Source organism: Singulisphaera acidiphila DSM 18658 (assembly GCF_000242455.2).
In the GTDB taxonomy this organism is placed as follows: Bacteria; Planctomycetota; Planctomycetia; order Isosphaerales; family Isosphaeraceae; genus Singulisphaera; species Singulisphaera acidiphila.
In genome coordinates this window covers 5,657,227-5,675,153 of sequence record NC_019892.1, presented here as the reverse complement: position 1 = coordinate 5,675,153, position 17,927 = coordinate 5,657,227, and the positions used below count along the sequence as shown (strand labels likewise).

The following is a 17,927-nucleotide window of genomic DNA, read 5'->3' as shown; positions in this document are numbered from 1 at the left end:
CTCTGATATTTGTCCTTGAGTGATTGGTCCTGCTCCATTACAATTGTCGTTCGCTCAGCGTGAGGAAAAAGACCCGGCACGCACAGAGGTCAGCGAACGAGTTCTTGTCATGAGCGTCACGATCCTGGTCTGCCCGTGCGGGCTCCGACTGAAGGCGACGGGGCTCTCCCCCGGCAAGAGCGGTCGTTGCCCGAGTTGTGGAGCCTTGATCCGTGTGCCTGGCGCCGAGCCCGTTCCTCCAACGGCCGGCGACGTGGACGACGAGTGGAACTGGCAAGGGATCTACGAGCTCGGCCAGGCGGTGAAGCCACTCGCGCTTCGCCCCTTGGAGCCCGAGCCGACACCGCCTCCTTCTCCGGTGGATCCCTGGGCCGACGAGCTTTTCGATCTGCCTGAAACCACCGCGCCGGCGACTCCTCCCGACAGCGAGCAAGCCGACGACGAGTGGGGCTGGCACGGGACCTCCTACAACCTCGGCGCGGACGTCGCCGCACCGGCCCCGAGCCCCGACGCGAATCGGCCTTCGAACGAAGTCGACGACGGTCCGGTCCCGACCCCCGCCCCGATCGGCTGGACCAAGGATGGGGAAGCACGAACGACTCACCGACCGCCACCGGATGCTTGGTGGCCCCCCGTCCTGTTCTACCCGCTTCGCGGTGCGGAAGGGGTGGCCATGGTGATTACGATTGGTCTGGCGTTGTGGGTCATGGCCACTCTCGTCCCGGAGTATTGTCTGTCGCTCCAAACGAGCGCCGAGTTTTGGGGAGCCGGGTTGATGGGCACCCTCATCGGCCTGATCACAGCCTTGCCCTCGGTGATCATGTTGCCGATGGTGCTGATCTACTGGCTCCAGTATCTCGGGCGCGTGCTGACGGCCTCGTTCGAGGGGGAGACCTTACCCCCGCGTCCGCCTGACCGGAACTTCGAGGGCCTTTTCGACGGCCTCGGCACCTGGATGCTCTGGGGCGTTCTCGGCCTTAGCATCGGGTTCCTTCCGCTGGCCGCCTACTCCATCGCCACCGCAGAGCGCAGCCTCACCGGGAACCCTGGCATTGCGATCGCCCTCGGCCTGCTCGGGTTTCCGTACGCGCTGATGGCCTTGCTGATCGTCTTCCTGAACGACGACCCCCTGGAGGCCAAGCCCGGGGGCGTTCTCGGGACGATCGCGCATCTCGCCCCATCATTCCTCGGACTCTGCCTGACGGTCGGAACGATCGGCGGTTCAGCCGTCCTCGCCTTCGTCGGTGCCTTCTTGCTTCGGCCCAAAGCCTTCGGGCTCTTCATCGGAGCGAGCCTGGCCTGCTGGATGCTGACGGCCTGGACCTCGATCGTGGCGATGCACACGCTCGGTTCTTACTACGAAGCCCATCAGCAACCATCTCGTGGCCGCCCGCGTCAGGGCCAGCCAGTCCCCTCCTCCAAAAGCGCGGCGACTCCTGCCGGACGTTAGAAACCCTCTGCCTCACATTGCAAATTCATGTTCCCAGGGAACACCAGAATATCAATGGCTGAGTGACGAGGGAGACTCCTTGGTAAGCTGAGCACGACCAGGTGCGGACTTGTCCAGACGGATGTGCCTCCCTACAGTTCCTCTTGGATCTAGATACAAGGGGAAAGCGCCATGAGTCTCAGCAGTCTGGTTGGTATGGCGGGCCCGGGCTTCGATCAAACCGGAGGCCTTGCCGATGCAGTCGAAAGTAAGGCCACCGGGCCGAACGATGGTGAATTGCTCGACGCCTACTCACACGCCGTGATCCACGCCGCCGAGAGGGTCAGCCCATCGGTGGTTCATCTCGCGGTTGAGCATAACGGCCGGGGACGTGGCAGCGGATCGGGCTTCGTGTTCACGTCCAACGGTTACATCCTGACCAACAGCCACGTGGTCCATGGCGCCAGCCACGTCGAGGTGACCCTGGCCGACGGCCGAAAGCTCCCGGCCGACCTGATCGGCGACGACCCCGAGACCGACCTCGCCGTCGTCCGCGTTCACTCCTCCAGCGGGCTCCCCCCTGTGGCGCTGGGCGACTCCCAGGCGGTGCGGGTCGGGCAACTGGCGATCGCCATCGGCCATCCCTACGGCTTCCAGTGCACGGTGACCGCTGGCGTCGTGAGCGCCTTGGGACGAAGTTTGCGGAGCCGGTCGGGCCGCTTGATCGACGACGTGCTCCAGACCGACGCCGCGCTCAACCCGGGGAACTCGGGCGGCCCCTTGGTCAACTCGCGAGGCGAAACGATCGGGGTCAACTCGGCCGTGATCCTCCCGGCCCAGGGCATCTGCTTCGCGATCGCCATCAACACGGCGAAATATGTGGCCGGCCGCCTGATCCGAGACGGCTGGGTACGTCGAAGCCGGATCGGCGTCCACGTTCAGTCGGTGACTCTCCCCACCCGCGTCATCCGCCGCCACAACCTCGCGACCGAAGGCGGAGTGTTGATCATCGCGATCGAGCCCGGCGGCCCCGCCGAGCATGCGGGGATCGAAGAGGGTGATGTGATCGTCGCCCTCGACGGCCATGCAATCGCCGGCATCGACGACCTGCACCGTGACTTGACCGACGAGCGGGTCGGCGTCCGAACGCCTCTGTCCATCCTCCGCGGGGAAACAAAACAAGAACTGATCATCATCCCCCACGAGGTGCGTAGGGGCTAGAGGTCCGGCAAGCCAAATCGCCATCTCAATCATTCATCAGTTCGCACAAAAGCCAATAATCGCCTCTCTCAACGCCAGGACGGCGACCTCTTTGGCCTTCGCCTCAACTTCCACGGTCAACCGACGTCCGAGCCAGGCGTCGGGGAAGTCGTTCCGGTCGATGAAGTCGTGATGGCGCTGGGGCTTCGGACCGTTCCACCCTGCGATCGGGCTGGAGACATGAAACAGCGGTTCCCTGTCCCAGGTGAGCACCGCCTGCTCGGTCGCTTCGTCGACGGTCAGGCCGTCCGAATGGCAACGGTGGTGATGGACGTCATAGACGAGCGGGATCCCTTCGGAACGGCATAAAGGTAATAAGTCGGCCGGCGTATAGGTCTTATCATCGTTCTCGACAGTCAGGACTCGCCTGGCTCGGGGGGAGAGGCGTTGCAGGTTCCGGGCGAAATCCCCGAGTGCTTTGGGTTTATCGCCATAAGCTCCGCCGCCGTGGACGTTCACAACGTCGGCTGCGACCCACTCGGCCACCTCGGCTTGATATTCCAGCTCGCGGACGGAGGCGTCGACGACCTCGGGCCGGGGTGAGTTCAGGACGATGAATTGATCGGGGTGAAAGCATGTCCGCAGGCCGGAACGCGTTGCGAAGGCGCCGCAGGCCTGAAATCGGGCCACGATCTCGGCCCCTTGCGGCAGGTCATCCAGGGTGTAGCCGAGAACAGGATGAGACTTGAGGGGGAGGATCTGGCTGTTGATCCGAAAACAGCCGATTCCCGTCCGAGCGCAGAACTGGAGGGCAAGCATCAAGGCTTCGGCATTCGCCTGACAAAGCCGGCCGATCTTCGCCAGGCCATCGGCTCGCTCCATCCGCCCGATCGCCGTCGCGGTCGTGTTGGCGAACTTGATGGGCTGATCCCGGAAGAGGCAGCAAAGGCCGAGCCGAAGCCGAGCAGCACGATCGGGACCGTCAGACCTGTTCTTTTTCTTCATTGCAACGATGATACCACAAGATGGAATCCGCCTGGCCAGGATGGGGTCGCAAGTAGAGAATAGCGACCGATTCCAAGTCTTGTGGGGGGAATGCGATGGGTCTGATGAGCCGCCTGAAAGAGTGGTCCGACCTCCAACAGGTCAGGCCGATCGAAGAATTGCCCGACGTGACGGGGGGAAGGGAGGGGGAGTTACTGCTCAAACAGCTTGTCGGCTCCTGCTTCCAATTCAAGGATGCCCATCTCCTCACAGGCAGGCGCATCCCGTCGAAGGGCCAAGGAAGGCGGCGGGAGATCGACCTGATCGTCTGTACGCCCAAGATGATTCACTTGATCGAGGTCAAGAACTGGTCGGGCCGGCTCGAGGTCCGCCAGGGAGCCTGGCGGCAGACGCGCCGGGGCGGAGACGTGGTGGATCACGGAAACCTGCTCGAGACGAATCGTCTCAAGCAGGACGCCGTGGTCGAGTACCTCCGCGAGCGGGGCATCGATCTCGACGACCAGATCATCCGCAGCCACATCGCTCCGAAAATCATTTTCACAAATCCCAATCTGCAACTGGAAGACGCGATCGAGGCCCGACCCGACGTCATCTCGCGCAGGGAGTTAGACGACTACCTCGGAAAGCAGCCCTCGAAAAAAGGGCGGGCTGAGACCATGTTCTCGTCGCTCATCGACTGCTGCCTCGCCCGCGAGTCGAAGCCCGGCGAAAGCCTCGGATCCTCGACTTTTGGGCGGATCCCGGCCGTCCCGTACAAACAGATCGTCGCGCGGCTGACGGAGGTTGGAACCTGGGATCAACTCCAACACTACGGCGGCCGGGCCGTTACGGGGGACGTGGTAAGCCTGAGGCTGGGGGGAACGATCTATCGGGTGGGCGAACTCCGGGAGAAGGCGGGGCTGCGTCCGATCCCTGTCCGCTGGACGAGAGGGCGTTCCTTGGGCCTGTTCAAAGCGATCACGGGGCTGGGCTCACTCGGAAGCCTCAAATTGGGCAAGACCAGGTTCAGGCTCTCCACCACCGATACGGTCATGTTTCACGCGGTGGGCGAGCAAGAAACAACGGTTCACAAGCTCATCGACCTGCAACAGATCGTCCTGGGATCTTGAGGGGGATTCTCCCTGTCTTGCTTTCTAGCCTCGCACTTGGGATGAGATCGAGCGCAGGAAGACAGGGAGCCGACACTCCCCACTCGCCTTGGGGCGAGTGAGAAAAGCCGGCTCCTTGAGAACAGAAGAGAATAGGCGGTGCCCAAAATTCTCATCACCTTGTCACGCGAGGTCTGAAGACGCTTCGTTCGACTTCAGGGCGCCGGCTGACGACTTCGTAGAGGACTTCTCCGTGGCGAGCAGCCGGCGATCGATCTTGCGCTGGGTGATCACGAGAAGATAGTTGAAGAGAAAAGCAAACGTGATCGAAGGCGCGAGCGCGGCGAGTTGGACCGTATCAGCGCCGGGGAACTTGCCCATGCCTGAGGAGAGGGCAATTCCAGGCAAGGGGCTCAGGGCAAAGATTGCGACGTTGCGAGTCTGGTTGCTTCTTGCAATGCCCAACATCGCACCCACCAGCAACGGGACAAGCCAGGCAATGAAGAGGAAGAGGGTCATGAGCACAAGCCCCGACGACCGGGTACGCAGCGAAAAGCACTGGAGGCCGAGACCGAAATAAGCCACCGTCAGGACGCCGATGGCGATCGGCCTAGAGAGCAACGCCTGCCTCGACGCCAGCCAGGCCTCGTCGGTCATCACCTTGTTGCCGATGTAGGACGGATTGTTGACCCAATAAGCGTTGGCCACGTCAGGAATCTGCTGCCGGCCCACCACGTGGACGACGGTGGTCGCTCCGACCATGACGAGAGCGCAGAGCGCGAAGAGGGCGAGCCGATTGCTCCCCGCATCCGACCAAGGACTGATCCGGCGCTGGCCTTGATGCGCAGCCCGGCGCAGTCCCTTGACGTACTCACCCGCGTCGGGCGTGATAGCGATGCTCAGGACCATCGCCATGAGCGAAAGAACATAAACCGACGCAAACATAACCACGTCACACATCGTCGGTTCGAACGGCGGACTGGGAGGCAGGATCCTGGCAATGTTCCAGAGTCCTCCCGTGAGCAAGGCCGTCAGCGTCGCCATGCAGGCGAGCGCCTGGGGCTTGGTGAGGGCGTGCGCCCGCTCCGCTGCCATCTTCCGCGACACCGCGAGGCCCACAAAGCCGAGGATCGGCAGTTGGACAATCAAGACCCAGAGGAGCCAGGGGATCATGAACCCGAAAAAGTTCATCGACCGGCTCTCAACCAGCAGCCAGCGCATCCCCAAATAGGACCCGACCGATCCCAGGTAGCCGAAGAAAAGGATCCCGACGATCGCCGCGACGGTCCCTAGAATCGAACCACGCGGCTTCCTGCGGGTCATGCAACCGAACATGGTGAAGGCGTGCAGCATCCAGGTGGTCGTCAGCACCGCGACCTCGAGCTGCAAGAACCAGGACAGGCCTCTCCACGGGTCGGCCCCGTCCACTTGATAGGCGCTGTACAGGGCGAACGGAAACGTGATCGCCGCGAGCAGGTACTCCCGGATCGGCGCCCCGAGAAAGAAGCCGAGGCTGACCACACTCGGAGGCAAGGGGGAAACCCGGTGGAAGTCGATCAAGCCGGTTTCCCGAATCCCGCCCAGCGACGTGTTGAGTTGGTTCGACCCGCCAAACCAGAGGATCAGGGCCTGGAGGCCGAGCAAGACCATCACGACCGACTCGTGCCCCACCCAACGGAAATATTCTCCCACCCAAACAATGCATGCAGTCAAAACCAGGACGATCGCGGCCCAGGGCAACGCCTGCCCGGCCCGAAGCCGCGCGCGGCAGTGTTTGACCACGATCGGGTTATCGATGATGACCTGAGCCAAGCCCATTTTCATTTACCCCCAGCGCAGTCCCATGACAAGCCGACACAGGCCCTTAGGAAAGATCCTTGGCGCCCACCTTGAGGAAGAGTTCTTCCAGCCCCTCGCGCCGCCTTGCGAACGAAGCGACGCGTACTCCGCCCCGGACCAGGGCCGCAAGCAAGTCGCTCGCCTGCTCGGAATCACCTCGGTAGCGGATCGAGAAGAAGCCGTCCTCTTGCTCGACCGACTCGACCAGCGGGTCCGACTCCACGATCGCGGTGAGCGCTCCCGAGTCGCCAAGGACCTCGACCAAGAGGACGGCTCCCCCCATGATCCGCTCCTGGATCTCGGCGATCGTCCCACTGACGACCATCCTGCCTCGCTCCATGATCGCCACGGACGTGCAGAACTCCGACATCTCGGAGAGGATGTGCGACGAGATCAGGACCGTCTTCTTCTCAGCGGCCAGCCCCTTCACCACGTTCTTGAGGTCGATCCGCCCCTGCGGGTCGAGGCCGCTGGCCGGCTCGTCGAGCATCAACACCTGTGGGTCGGGGATGAGCGTCTTGGCCAGCATCAAGCGTTGACGCATCCCCCGCGACAGTTCCACCACCATCGCCCGCCGCTTCTCGGTCAGACCGACCAGGGCCAGGGAACGGTCGATGACCCGAGGCCGCTCGGAGCGTGGGATAAAATAGCTGGCGGCGAACAGGTCGAGGAATTCCCAGCACATCAGGTCGTCGTACATCGGCGGAAAGTCGGGCATGAACCCGACCACCCGGCAGGCGTCGCGGGGCCGCTCCCGCATGTCGACGCCGGCCAGTTCGATTTCACCGTAGGTCGGCTCGATCAGGCCGAGGATCGCCTTCATCGTCGTCGTCTTACCCGCCCCGTTCGGGCCGATCAGGCCGCAGACCTCTCCTGACCCCACCTCCAGCGACAGGTCGCTCACCGCACAAACCGAGTCGTAGTCAATGCGGAGGTCTCGCACCCGGATCATCGCCCCTCCTCCCGTTTTCCCGTCGCCATTCCCACAATGCCTCCCTCGGCCGAGTTCAGGCGCAGGCTCATCCAAGACAACCCATTGCCCTTCATCGCTTCGACGCCGGAACGCACCGCTCAGGGGCTCGCTCTCGAGCACTCTACGCGAGTGGTTCGCTCCCTGACCCAATTCATTGAGGGATCGGATCCAATTTTCCAAAGAAAAAAAAAGGGGGAGGCCGATCCTGTTGCCGGATCCATGCCTCACAGGCGAATTCACGCTTGAACCCGTGGGACACATGCCACACCGAATGCTTTGGCAACCACGGAGGGGCGGTGAAAACTCAGCGAGAGCCAACCTGAGCGTCATCTGTACAGAACAAGGGCGGGGTGGCAGAGGTCCGCCTTCGGCCTCCACCACCCCGCCCCGATCGCTCACCCTTGGAATCCCGCCGGACAAACACCGCTTCAATCCGCGCCGGTGTTCTCATGGGACGGCGCACCCGACTCGAGCCCGTGCGAATCCTCGTAAATCTGGGCGAGAATCAAGGCACCCACGGATACGATGGTCTCACCGACCTTCAAGCCGTGATCGATAACCACATGATCGTCTTTTTCCTGAGCAACGACGACCCGCCGTCGTTCGTACTTCCCCCCCTCACCCGGACGGCGCACGAAGACGCAGTAGCGGCCGTCGTCGACGATCAGGGCGGTTCGTGGAATCACGGTCCTGCCGGGAACGGGGGGAATTTCCAGCATGCCCCGCACGAGCATGTCCGACTTGAGCTGCTGCCCTGGGTTCGGGATCGACGTCCTGATCTTGACGGCGTGCGTGTCGGGATCCACCCGGTTGGAGATCAACTCAACCTTGCCGTGAAGCTGATGCTCGAGGAACGGGAAGCGGATCTCCCAGGACTGGCCGAGCTTGACCAGGTCGAGGTCACTCTCGAAAACGTGGCCCCAGACCCAGAGGCGGTCCAGCGGGGCGATCACGAGCAGGGTGTCGTTGTCATCATAGAGGTTTCCCGGAACCACGTCGCGCTCGATGACAAAGCCGTCGGCCCTCGACCGAAGCGTGACCCGGGCCTTCGATGCGCCTACCTCATTGTCAACCTCGTCGACTTCTGCATCGGAGAGCCCGTAGATCAGGAGCTTGTCCCGCGCCACCTCGTATTCGCGGCGGCTCTTCATCTCATTGTTCTTGGTCTCGTCATACACTTGCTGAGAGATCGCGTGTGACTTCAGGAGTGGCTCACGACTATTAAGCAGATTCTTATCATATAGCCACTGAATCCGTTCGACCTGGTAGGCACTCTTGGCCTCGGCCAGGTCCTTACTGTAGAGCTCGATCAGCGGCTCTCCCTGTTTCACGGCCTGGCCGATCACCACGTGGACTTTGTCGACCCGTCCCTTGAACATCGGACGAACCTTGGTCAGCGTGTCGGTCATATAAGCCGTGGTACCGAGCAGCTCCAGGCGGATCGGCTTCGACTGCGGCTCGACCTCAACCGTGGCCAGGCCCATTGCGGTGAGCGCCCGGTCGGTCACCGTGACGAATCCGTCCCAGGGCCCGGTCGGCTCCGTGGATACCGACTTGACGGGTGAGTGCTCCGACTTTGGCTTGCCCTCGCCCGTGACGGAGTGCCAAAGGCGACGGGCCTCCTCCGGATATTGGGAGGCAAGATAACCAAGCCCCCCCACCAAGGCCAGCGCCAGCGCGGCCTTGAGGAACTTCGGGAACGACGACCGACCAGGCGAGGACGACGGCGGACTCGGCTCGGTTCGCTCCGACGGGTGGAGCGAGGGATGGGTCTGAGATATCGCCATGATGGGCTTCCTCAATGCTCGGCACCTCGCCGCTCTTGGCCGCGTGGCGCGGGGAAGTAGCTATAGAGCGCGGGGATCAGGTACATAGTGAAGAATAAGGCCGTCGTAATGCCGCCGACAACCACAATCGCCAGCGGCTTCTGGGCCTGCGATCCGATCGAGGTCGCAAGCGCGGCGGGGAGCAAGCCCAGGATCGCGGTCAGCGAGGTCATGGCGACCGGGCGAAGCCTCAATTCGGCCCCGTGAGTCACCGCCTCGCTCACGCTGGAGCCGGAGGCCCGCATCTGGTTGAAGAACGAGATCAGCAGCACGCCGTTCTGCACGGCCACGCCGAAGATCGAGATGAACCCGACCGCCGCCGAGATGCTGAAGTTGGTCTCGGTCAGCTTCAAGGCCCAGATCCCCCCCATCGCAGCGGGCAGAACTCCCGCCATCACGAGGAGGGCGTCCTTGATCGACTGGAACATCGTGTAGAGCAGGACCATGATCAGGACGATCGAGACGGGGACCATGACCACGAGTCGCGCGTTGGCTTCCTGCATCTGGGCGAACTCGCCCGACCACTCCATCCGGTAGCCGTCGGGAAGTTTCGCCCCGTTCTTCGGGTCGTCAACCTTGCGGCGGGCCTCCTCGATGGCCGAAGAGAGGTCGCGGCCACGTACGCTGAACTTGATCGGGATGAAACGGCGATTGTTCTCGCGATAGATATAAGACGCGCCCGACTTATGCGGCACGATCTCGGCCAGTTGCGACAAGGGGATCCGAGCCCCCGGGCTGCCGTCAGCCTTGGGAACGTCGATCGGGATCCGGGCGATGTCCTTCGGGTCGTTGCGCAGGTCTTTCGGCAGCCTGAGCACGATCTCGTAGAGCTTCTCCCCCTCGACCATCTCGGAGAAAGCACGACCGCCGATGGCGACCTCGATGACCGATTCGACGTCGTCGACGTTGAGCCCGTAACGGGCGCAGGCCCGCCGGTCGATCCGAATCTCGAGGTTGGGCTGGCCGACGATGTGGAAGAGGCCGACGTTCTCGATCCCCCGGACCGAGCTGAGGATGTTGACGATCCGCTGGCCTGTCTCCTCCAGCGTCTCCAGGTCGCTACCGAAGAGCTTGACGGAGTTGGCCCCCTTGATTCCCGAGAGCGCCTCGTCGATGTTGTCGCGGATGAGCTGGGAGAAACTGAAGCTGAGCCCGGGGAAGTCCTTGAACTTCTCGGTCAGCTCGTCCTCGATCTTCTCGCGGGTCATCCCCTCGCGCCACTCCTCCATCGGGCGAAGGGGGACGTTGAACTCCAGGTTGAAAAAGCTCGTGACGTCCGTACCGTCGTCGGGGCGACCGACCTGGGACATGACGTCGCGGACCTCGGGGACCGTGGCGATCACCTTGCAAAGCCGAGGGGCCATCCGCGCAGCCTCCTCAAACGAGACGGTTCGCGGCATCAAGGCCCGGATCCAAAGGTTCCCTTCTTCCAGTTGGGGCATGAACTCCGCGCCGAGGCCCGGCAGAAGCGTGATAGTGTAGACCAAAAGGCCCCCCATCACGGCGAGGACCGCCCAGCGCATCCGCAAGGCAATCCGAAGCAGTTTCATATAAACGGTTGTCATGATCCGGTCAACCAGCGTCTCTTTCTCCTCCGTCTTGTTGTGGAAGAGAAAGGAACAGAGAACCGGAGCCAAGGTCACCGAGATGAGCAAAGCGCCCAGGATCGAGAACGCGTAGGTCGCGGCCATCGGGCCGAAGAGCGCTCCGGCAGGCCCGGACATCGTGAATAGAGGCAGGAAGGCGCAGACGATGATCAAGGTCGAGAAGAAGATCGGCCGCTCGACCCCGCGCGAGGCCTCGGCGATCCGATCGATCAAGGGTTGCGATCGATCAGCACCCGGCTCGCAGATCCGGCGATAGATGGTCTCCACGAGGATCACCGAGCTGTCCACGATGATCCCAAAGTCCACCGCGCCAATCGAGAGCAGGTTGGCCGACTGCCCTCGGACCGAGAGGACCGTGATCGCAAACAACAAGGCAAGCGGAATAACCAAGGCCACGATCCCGGCGCTGGCCAGGTCGCCCAGGAAGATCAGGAGCACCGCGATCACCAGCCCGATACCGACAACCAGGTTGTGAATCACGTTGTGGGTCGTGACATGGACCAGGTCGGTCCGCTGGTTGAAGACCGTCAGCTTCATGCCCTTGGGCAAGAGCTTGTCGTGCTCGATCTCCTTCATCTTGGCCGCGACCGCATTGGCCGTCGGCAGTGATTTCTCATATTTTCGCATCATCACGATGCCTTCGATCACGTCGCCTTCGTCCCCTCGGCCCACCTTACCGAGCCTCGGACGATGCCCGACAACCACCTGAGCGACTTGGCGGACGTAGATCGGCGTGCCGTCGGGGGAGATCGTGATCACGACGTCGCGAATGTCGTCGAGCTTCTGGGTCTCGATGTCGGCCGCCCGGTCAACGTTCGCCGGTTCAAGCGGGTCGACGCCCCCGCCGAGCAGGCCGATCGCCCGGACGTTGTGCGACTGGGTTCCCAAGGTCAGGATGTCGCCGCCGACGTTCGCGTTCGAGCGTTCAATGGCCCCCTCCACCTGCGCCATCGTCACGCCGTACTGCTTGAGGAGCCGGGTGTCGAGCAAGACCTGGTACTGCTTGACCGTCCCGCCGAACCCGACGACGTCGATCACGCCGGGGACCTGTTTCAAGGCTCGGTTGAGCACCCAGTCCTGCACGGCCTTGAGTTGGTTGGTGGTATACCCCGGTCCTTCCAGCACATAGCGAACGATTTCGCCGGTCGGGCTCCAGGGGGAGAGTTCGGGGCGAACCCCTTTGGGCAGGTCCACGGTATTGATTCGGTTCAGAACGTCTTGCCGGGCGACCCAGTAGTCGGTGCCGTAAGCGAACTGGCATTTGATATCGTTCAGGCCGGCGATCGAGGTACTGCGTAAGTCTTCCAGCCCCGGCATTCCATTCAGGGCTGTTTCCAGCGGAATGCCGACCAGCCGCTCCATCTCCTCGGGGCTGGCGCCCGAGTTCTGGCTGATGATCTCCACGATGGGAGGCGTCGGGTCGGGGTAGGCTTCGACATTGAGATTCAAGGCCGAGTGGACGCCGGCGGCGATCAGCGCCAGTGCGCCGAGGATGACGATGAGCCGATTGTGCAGGCTCCATTTAATCAACGCATGGACCATCAATCTTGATCCTATTGCCAGCGGCTAGAGCGGTTCCGCATCGGTTACAATCCCTGTGACCGCGGGCAACCCACCCGCAATCTTACTTCGTCGGAAAGGCCTTATCCTCAATAGGTTGCTTGCCGAATTCGAATTCCGAATCAATCGCCAAGCCCATGAATCAAGACATTCGACTTTCTCAACACCATAACGATCATGGAACTCTCCCGAAAGCCTCAACGGGACGTCCGTCGGTAGCCCAGGGCACGAGCCCTGTGAGGAGACCAATGCCGCCAGTGACCTCCTCCTCTCGCGGCACAAACTCCTTCGATCGAGCGAATTCCGGCCGCCCGGCCGAAGCGAGTCATGGCAGAACAATCCGCGAGACGTTCGTGTCCCTGGGCTACCGACGGTCGCCCCGTTTTGGAGACGACACCAACGTGCGTTTTTCAATGACAACGAGATAATGGCGAGCCAGGATTGCGCGGCACCTTCCCCTACTTGCACGGCTTCCGCAAAGCCGGGAAGGCAACTTCAAGCCTGTTGTTTGGTGAAAGTCGGCAGAACGATCCCGTAGCGAGGAGTCATCGCATTGAACTGAGACCAAAGCTCAGCATGGGCGGTGATCGCCAGACCCTCGCACGGGATCTCTGTTCCATCCTCAAAAAAAGGGCAAACAGAGGCGGAATTCGCGATGATCGTAATAAAAGCGGAATGCGGCGAGCGCGGGGGGGGGAGTGCGTTCAAATCAGCAAGCGGCAGAGGCTGAGGAAACGAGGCCGAGCACTTCCGGCAATGCCGCCTTCTCGGCCCAGCGGACGAAGAGCAGTGGCCGGCCAGATGGCGTCGCCCACACATTCGAACGCGAAGCCGGGAGAGACAGGATCACCCTGGGGAAGCGCCTCTTTTGGCTCATCTCCCTGGTCGTCCTCGGACTCATCGGGGGCTTCGACCTCATCATTCAGCGTGGGCGAGAGCAGCGAATCCGCCCGAAGCGCCACGACCCGAGTCTGATGGGCCGCCCGCGAATGCATGAGATCGATTCGGCGTGAATGGAAATGGAAGTGGGAGTGAGAATGGGCCTTGAAGCGGCTCAGGGACGACGCAGAACACGCCTCGGACATGCCGAGGATCGCAAAAAATGCTGCGATCAGAACGTAGTTCCGAAATCCGTTGAGCATATTGAGTGCGATGGTCGGGGGATCACTCGTCGTCAAGACCGTTTGAGACTCGGGGGCGTCTCGTTCCGAAGGGGATCTGGCATCGACGTTTATCTTACGTCAGCGATCAGTTTCCGCCAAGCCGAAAGTTGCTGCCCTCACTCCCGTCAAAGACATTGACAACTCTTTGACTCGAACTCCGGCCCCGAAGTTCCCGTTCCCTGAACAGGTCGACACCCCAAGCGTGGTACGACAGCCTTGTCGGGTGGGCTTCACAGGCGGAAGCCTACCCGACAATGAAGAGCGCCATGGGTTCCGTGTCGACCGGCTTTCCTCAGTAGCGTTTGAGGATCAACTCGGTTTTCAGGATATCGTTCCTGAGTAACCATCCTTGATGATGGGACAACGCATCGATCAAGTCCTGCTTCTTGGATGCCGCCTTGTTCTCATCACCCGCCTTGAATGAGAGTTCGACGATGGGCTCGTAGTCTTGCCCATCCTCCGTGAGAATGTCCCAGACTTCGAAGTCGAGGGCGAGCCCGTCGAGTTCGCCCGCCCAGCGTCGCCCTCGGACGGGTCCATACACTTTGGCGTCTTCGAGGATCTTCCGAGCCCAGCCGGCCGCCTCCAAATGGTTCAGCTTGTCGGGAATCTTGTCCGCGCTGAGTTCCCTCACCTTCTTGGGGCCGGGTAACTCCATCGCGTCGAGTCCCCCGACCTTGACCAGCTTCTTCCTCGCGAGGCTCAGTGTCCTTTTGTTTAAACCCCACTCCACCTGGGCCTTGTATTTCTTCTCGCGGGCGTCGAATCCGCCGCGTGCCGCCTGGGCCAGAATCGTCGCGAGTGAGGATTCGCCAAACGGATAGCGTCGCTTGTAAGTGAATTCGACGTCTTGCATCCCTTCGATCTTTCGAACTCGGACGTCCCAACCCGCGTTGTGGAGACTGAGGTTTTTGCTATCCAGGAAGAGCATCCGAAGTTTGGTCACCGAGCCATTCAACCCGAAAGCCTCCCTAGCCGAAGGGGTGGGTTCTTGCCCTGCCCCAAGGACCATTGCCGGATTGAGCGGGAACTTGACCTCGAAATCGGGCGTGACCGGCTCTTGGGCCTGCGCGGAGGGTGAGAGCAAGCACAAGGCGAAGACGAAGAGGCGAGGGAGCATGGACCTGGCACGTTTGCAATCCATCGGTCGTTCTCCAGGCATTGTCCTGCCATTGATGGGACGTGAACTCTGGTAGCCTAACGGAGACTCACGACTACCGCCATCAACGCATTTCAATTCGACCGATTCTTTTTCCGAAGCTTCGGACCAGAGACCAGCCACAACCAACGAAACCGGATGCCGCGCCCGGTCATGGGCGAATGGGATTGGAACTCAAGTTGTGGGAGCGGCACATGGTCATTGGGTCCGCCTTCAATAGGGTGAATTCCAGGCTCGGGAGCCCAATGAGGGGAAGCCGGGCATTTCGGTCATTTCCCTTTTGTTTGCCCTCGACCTTCGCAAACTCCGAAGCGACGGCCTCACGTCGTTAATACGAAGCTTTGCCGGATGAGAGGACGAAGGCCGAAGCAGACCTTCTACAGCGGTTTTCGTTCGTATGGCACACAAGCAAGCGGATCATCGGTGGGTGGCCAGGCTTGAGAGAACCTACCCCTGCCCCATGATTTCCGTGCGCGACTCGCAAGAAATCCACTGTAACCAAGGCATGCGCGAGCCTAACGCAATCCAAACTCTTGCCTTGCGACCCAGCCACGCGTCGCCCCATGAGTTTGCACATTGGTAGCAGTATCCCACCCGCCTGCTTGTGGCCGGTTCAGAGCTGCTCATACCGGCCTCGACGCCTGAGTGCTCGACGCGACCTCAACGACGTCGCCCGCCGGCGAAACAGACTGATCAGGAACGAGATCGACCGTCGTTTCCCCCCCTCGAGAGACCCGAAGGACGACCGATGCCAAACCGATGTGCTCGCCCCCCACGGGCGTTTACCTTGATCGAGCTACTCGTCGTGATCGCGATCATCGCGGTCCTCATCGCGTTGCTCTTGCCCGCCGTGCAGGCCGCACGCGAGGCCGCGCGGCGCATCTCATGCACGAACAACCTGAAGCAGATCGGCCTGGCACTGCACAACTATGAGAGCGCGATGGGGGTGTTTCCCCCCGCTTACGTCGCCCAGTCGCGATCCACGATGCCGGCTTGCACGTCGGCCTGGGGGCATACGTGGTCGAACTACATCATGCCTTACCTCGAACAGGGCAATAAGTACAACACCCTCAACTTCAGCTATCCCGCGGGTTTCCCCCCAAACACGTCGGTCTGGGAGTTCCCGGTCGCAACCTATCTGTGTCCGACGGACACCCGAGCCGAGCCGTCGCGGACGTCGTTCAAGATCACACAGACGTCGTACGCCAGCGTCATCGGCCTCACGGAGTGTATCGCGAACAATTATGGAACCGGACTGACAGACAGGAACGCGGAACTTTGCGGAGCGATCTTCTCCGAGGGAATGTTCGGCCGAAATACGTTCTACCGGATCGCCAACGTGAGCGACGGTCTGAGCAACACCCTCATGGTGGGGGAAACGTCGCGGTTTCGTGAGGAGTCGCCGCTCACTCGCTTCAACATCGCCAATGTCGGTGGTTCGTGGAGCGGCGACGACCTCGGGACTCCAGCGCGTTATGCGAGTTGGAGCGACACCCGGATCTCTGGGGGTGCCTACGTCGTCCCCAAGCTCAACGCCCCCCCCTACATCGGCCGGCCGACCTGGGTCGTGGACCCGGCCAACGGCACCAATTCGACGACCTGGATCGACGATCCCCGCAGCCTCACTCTCGGACAGTTCGGGTTTCGGAGCATGCATCCCGGCGGTGCCAATTTCCTGCTCGGAGACGGGTCCGTCCGGTTCCTCAAGAGCTCGATCGACGTGCGCAACTACCGGGCCCTGGGAACGCGGGCGGGGGGCGAAGTGGTCGGGGCCGACGGCTATTGACCTGGGACGAAACACGCGGAAGCGGTTTGCTTCAACCAGCGAACCTCGATCAAAATCGCACGCACTTATTCAGACATCCATTGCAGAGGAAATAACGTGACTCGCTTGGCCCCCCGCTTCCTTTTCCTTGGACTTGTTCTCTGGTCGGTCCCCGGTGCCAAGCTCCGTGCGGACGGTGTCCCCCGCAACGAGTGCTTCCCGGTCGAGCAACTCGACCCGAAGCTCCGCCCACAGTTCGAGGAACTGCTCCTGAAGATGCTTGACAGCGAGGCCCTCTACACCATTGTCGGAGGAATCAAACCTGTCAGCAGCTCCTTCTGGTGGACCCGCTTCTCGGTGGATTCGCCTGACCTGTCGCGGCTCGACGAGATGCGGAAGATCGTCCCCGTGCTTCGGTGCGGCGACGCGTTCCAGGCAGGAGTCCTTGTTTTCGCCGCTGTCCACGATGGAAAACGACATGCTCATGCCTGGGTCGCATACCGCCCGGCCCTCCGGCGCACGATCACCGCTCACCTCGCCTTCTTCTCGACGTTTGGGATCTCGCCGGAATCGCACCCGATCGAAGTCGTGGAGAAGATGGAGCACGCCCCGACGGCCGACCGCCTGCGTGCTTCAGGCTATCTCTTCGGCTACCCGGATCATGCCGTCGATTTCTTCGTCGACGCCGACCTGGACGGTTCAAAGTCCACGGACAAGAAGCTCGTCCCCCGCGATTTCCTCACGGTGCCCACCGTGGCGTCCGAATCGCACAAATTCGTCTGGGCTGTCCCCAAAGGCCATCAACCGAACGACGAAGACCGAGCGATCATGACACAAGCGGAACCGATTCTGGCCGAGTACCGCCGCCGTCGTGATCTCTATATCGGCGCCGGCAAGCCGGGAGTCGTGGCTCTGGTACGTGACTGGTTCGACGACGGGTACGGTCGTTGCACGCCCGAGAACGCGCAAATCAGATCGAACATTCAGCCCCCAAGCGTCACCTCCGTCATCGACGTAGTGAGAGTCACTCCTCGCCCACCGGCGCCTCTCTCACCCGCCGTTTGTGCTCCCACGCCACCGGTCTTCTCGTATCCTCAAGGCGGCCGCAGACTCCGGCTTACGCTCAAGCAACGGCGTTGGGGACGCCGAAATGCTATCCCGATCGAGCAGATTCATCCTTGAACGGGAGCTCATCCGATGACACGCCAAGGCTTCACCTTCTCGGGGGTTCGGTCAATGGTAGCCAGCCATTCGGCGTTCTGCGGGCGCGGTCCCGTTCACGGCCTTCGGCACAGTCATGAACATTGATCTCT

General features: G+C 61.8%; 12 protein-coding genes. 5 read left to right on the top strand and 7 right to left on the bottom strand.

The window, feature by feature from the left end:
- The first annotated feature begins 109 nt into the window (after nucleotides 1-109).
- Nucleotides 110-1,450 carry a hypothetical protein gene (locus tag SINAC_RS22475; protein WP_015247883.1) on the top strand — a complete coding sequence of 447 codons (1,341 nt, stop codon included), beginning with the start codon at nucleotides 110-112 and terminating at the stop codon, nucleotides 1,448-1,450.
- 171 nt (nucleotides 1,451-1,621) lie between these two features.
- Nucleotides 1,622-2,650: a S1C family serine protease gene (locus SINAC_RS22470; protein ID WP_015247882.1), complete on the top strand. Its 1,029-nt coding sequence runs from the start codon at nucleotides 1,622-1,624 to the stop codon at nucleotides 2,648-2,650.
- Nucleotides 2,651-2,686: 36 nt separating this feature from the next.
- Here SINAC_RS22470 and uvsE read toward each other — a convergent pair whose 3' ends face one another.
- The gene (gene uvsE, locus SINAC_RS22465; RefSeq protein ID WP_015247881.1) at nucleotides 2,687-3,634 is read right to left on the bottom strand and encodes a UV DNA damage repair endonuclease UvsE; all 948 of its coding nucleotides are present in this window, start codon (nucleotides 3,632-3,634) and stop codon (nucleotides 2,687-2,689) included.
- A gap of 104 nt (nucleotides 3,635-3,738) precedes the next feature.
- Here uvsE and SINAC_RS22460 point away from each other — a divergent pair, with 104 nt between their 5' ends.
- Nucleotides 3,739-4,743, top strand: coding sequence for a nuclease-related domain-containing protein (locus tag SINAC_RS22460; RefSeq protein WP_237722847.1), 1,005 nt, complete (start codon nucleotides 3,739-3,741; stop codon nucleotides 4,741-4,743).
- 162 nt (nucleotides 4,744-4,905) lie between these two features.
- Here SINAC_RS22460 and SINAC_RS22455 read toward each other — a convergent pair whose 3' ends face one another.
- The 6 genes from SINAC_RS22455 to SINAC_RS22430 all read right to left on the bottom strand — a co-directional run bounded on the left by SINAC_RS22455 (nucleotide 4,906) and on the right by SINAC_RS22430 (nucleotide 14,834).
- Entirely contained in the window at nucleotides 4,906-6,540 is a 1,635-nt protein-coding gene (locus SINAC_RS22455; protein ID WP_015247879.1) for a hypothetical protein, read from the bottom strand.
- Nucleotides 6,541-6,586: 46 nt separating this feature from the next.
- Complete coding sequence (locus SINAC_RS22450; protein ID WP_015247878.1) at nucleotides 6,587-7,513, bottom strand: ABC transporter ATP-binding protein; 927 nt, start codon at nucleotides 7,511-7,513, stop codon at nucleotides 6,587-6,589.
- A gap of 449 nt (nucleotides 7,514-7,962) precedes the next feature.
- Nucleotides 7,963-9,321 (bottom strand): efflux RND transporter periplasmic adaptor subunit, encoded by a 1,359-nt coding sequence (locus tag SINAC_RS22445; RefSeq protein WP_015247877.1) that lies wholly within the window; start codon nucleotides 9,319-9,321, stop codon nucleotides 7,963-7,965.
- Between the two features lie 11 nt (nucleotides 9,322-9,332).
- Entirely contained in the window at nucleotides 9,333-12,509 is a 3,177-nt protein-coding gene (locus tag SINAC_RS22440) for an efflux RND transporter permease subunit (protein ID WP_015247876.1), read from the bottom strand.
- Nucleotides 12,510-13,231: 722 nt separating this feature from the next.
- Complete coding sequence (locus SINAC_RS41320; RefSeq protein WP_237722846.1) at nucleotides 13,232-13,522, bottom strand: hypothetical protein; 291 nt, start codon at nucleotides 13,520-13,522, stop codon at nucleotides 13,232-13,234.
- A gap of 460 nt (nucleotides 13,523-13,982) precedes the next feature.
- Nucleotides 13,983-14,834: a hypothetical protein gene (locus SINAC_RS22430; protein WP_015247874.1), complete on the bottom strand. Its 852-nt coding sequence runs from the start codon at nucleotides 14,832-14,834 to the stop codon at nucleotides 13,983-13,985.
- Between the two features lie 763 nt (nucleotides 14,835-15,597).
- Between SINAC_RS22430 and SINAC_RS22425 the strand changes: the two genes are divergently transcribed.
- The gene (locus SINAC_RS22425) at nucleotides 15,598-16,635 is read left to right on the top strand and encodes a DUF1559 domain-containing protein (protein WP_015247873.1); all 1,038 of its coding nucleotides are present in this window, start codon (nucleotides 15,598-15,600) and stop codon (nucleotides 16,633-16,635) included.
- A gap of 96 nt (nucleotides 16,636-16,731) precedes the next feature.
- Nucleotides 16,732-17,796, top strand: a complete 1,065-nt coding sequence (locus tag SINAC_RS22420; RefSeq protein WP_015247872.1) for a hypothetical protein — start codon at nucleotides 16,732-16,734, stop codon at nucleotides 17,794-17,796.
- Nucleotides 17,797-17,927 lie beyond the last annotated feature (131 nt).

Bases quoted from the DNA above. Each gene is read 5' to 3' on its own strand.
- uvsE (WP_015247881.1), bottom strand. From the start codon at position 3,634: ATGAAGAAAAAGAACAGGTCTGACGGTCCCGATCGTGCTGCTCGGCTT.
- SINAC_RS22425 (WP_015247873.1), top strand. From the start codon at position 15,598: ATGCCAAACCGATGTGCTCGCCCCCCACGGGCGTTTACCTTGATCGAG.
- SINAC_RS22450 (WP_015247878.1), bottom strand. From the start codon at position 7,513: ATGATCCGGGTGCGAGACCTCCGCATTGACTACGACTCGGTTTGTGCG.
- SINAC_RS22460 (WP_237722847.1), top strand. From the start codon at position 3,739: ATGAGCCGCCTGAAAGAGTGGTCCGACCTCCAACAGGTCAGGCCGATC.
- SINAC_RS22475 (WP_015247883.1), top strand. From the start codon at position 110: ATGAGCGTCACGATCCTGGTCTGCCCGTGCGGGCTCCGACTGAAGGCG.
- SINAC_RS22455 (WP_015247879.1), bottom strand. From the start codon at position 6,540: ATGGGCTTGGCTCAGGTCATCATCGATAACCCGATCGTGGTCAAACAC.
- SINAC_RS22445 (WP_015247877.1), bottom strand. From the start codon at position 9,321: ATGGCGATATCTCAGACCCATCCCTCGCTCCACCCGTCGGAGCGAACC.
- SINAC_RS22430 (WP_015247874.1), bottom strand. From the start codon at position 14,834: ATGGATTGCAAACGTGCCAGGTCCATGCTCCCTCGCCTCTTCGTCTTC.
- SINAC_RS41320 (WP_237722846.1), bottom strand. From the start codon at position 13,522: ATGCATTCGCGGGCGGCCCATCAGACTCGGGTCGTGGCGCTTCGGGCG.
- SINAC_RS22440 (WP_015247876.1), bottom strand. From the start codon at position 12,509: ATGGTCCATGCGTTGATTAAATGGAGCCTGCACAATCGGCTCATCGTC.
- SINAC_RS22470 (WP_015247882.1), top strand. From the start codon at position 1,622: ATGAGTCTCAGCAGTCTGGTTGGTATGGCGGGCCCGGGCTTCGATCAA.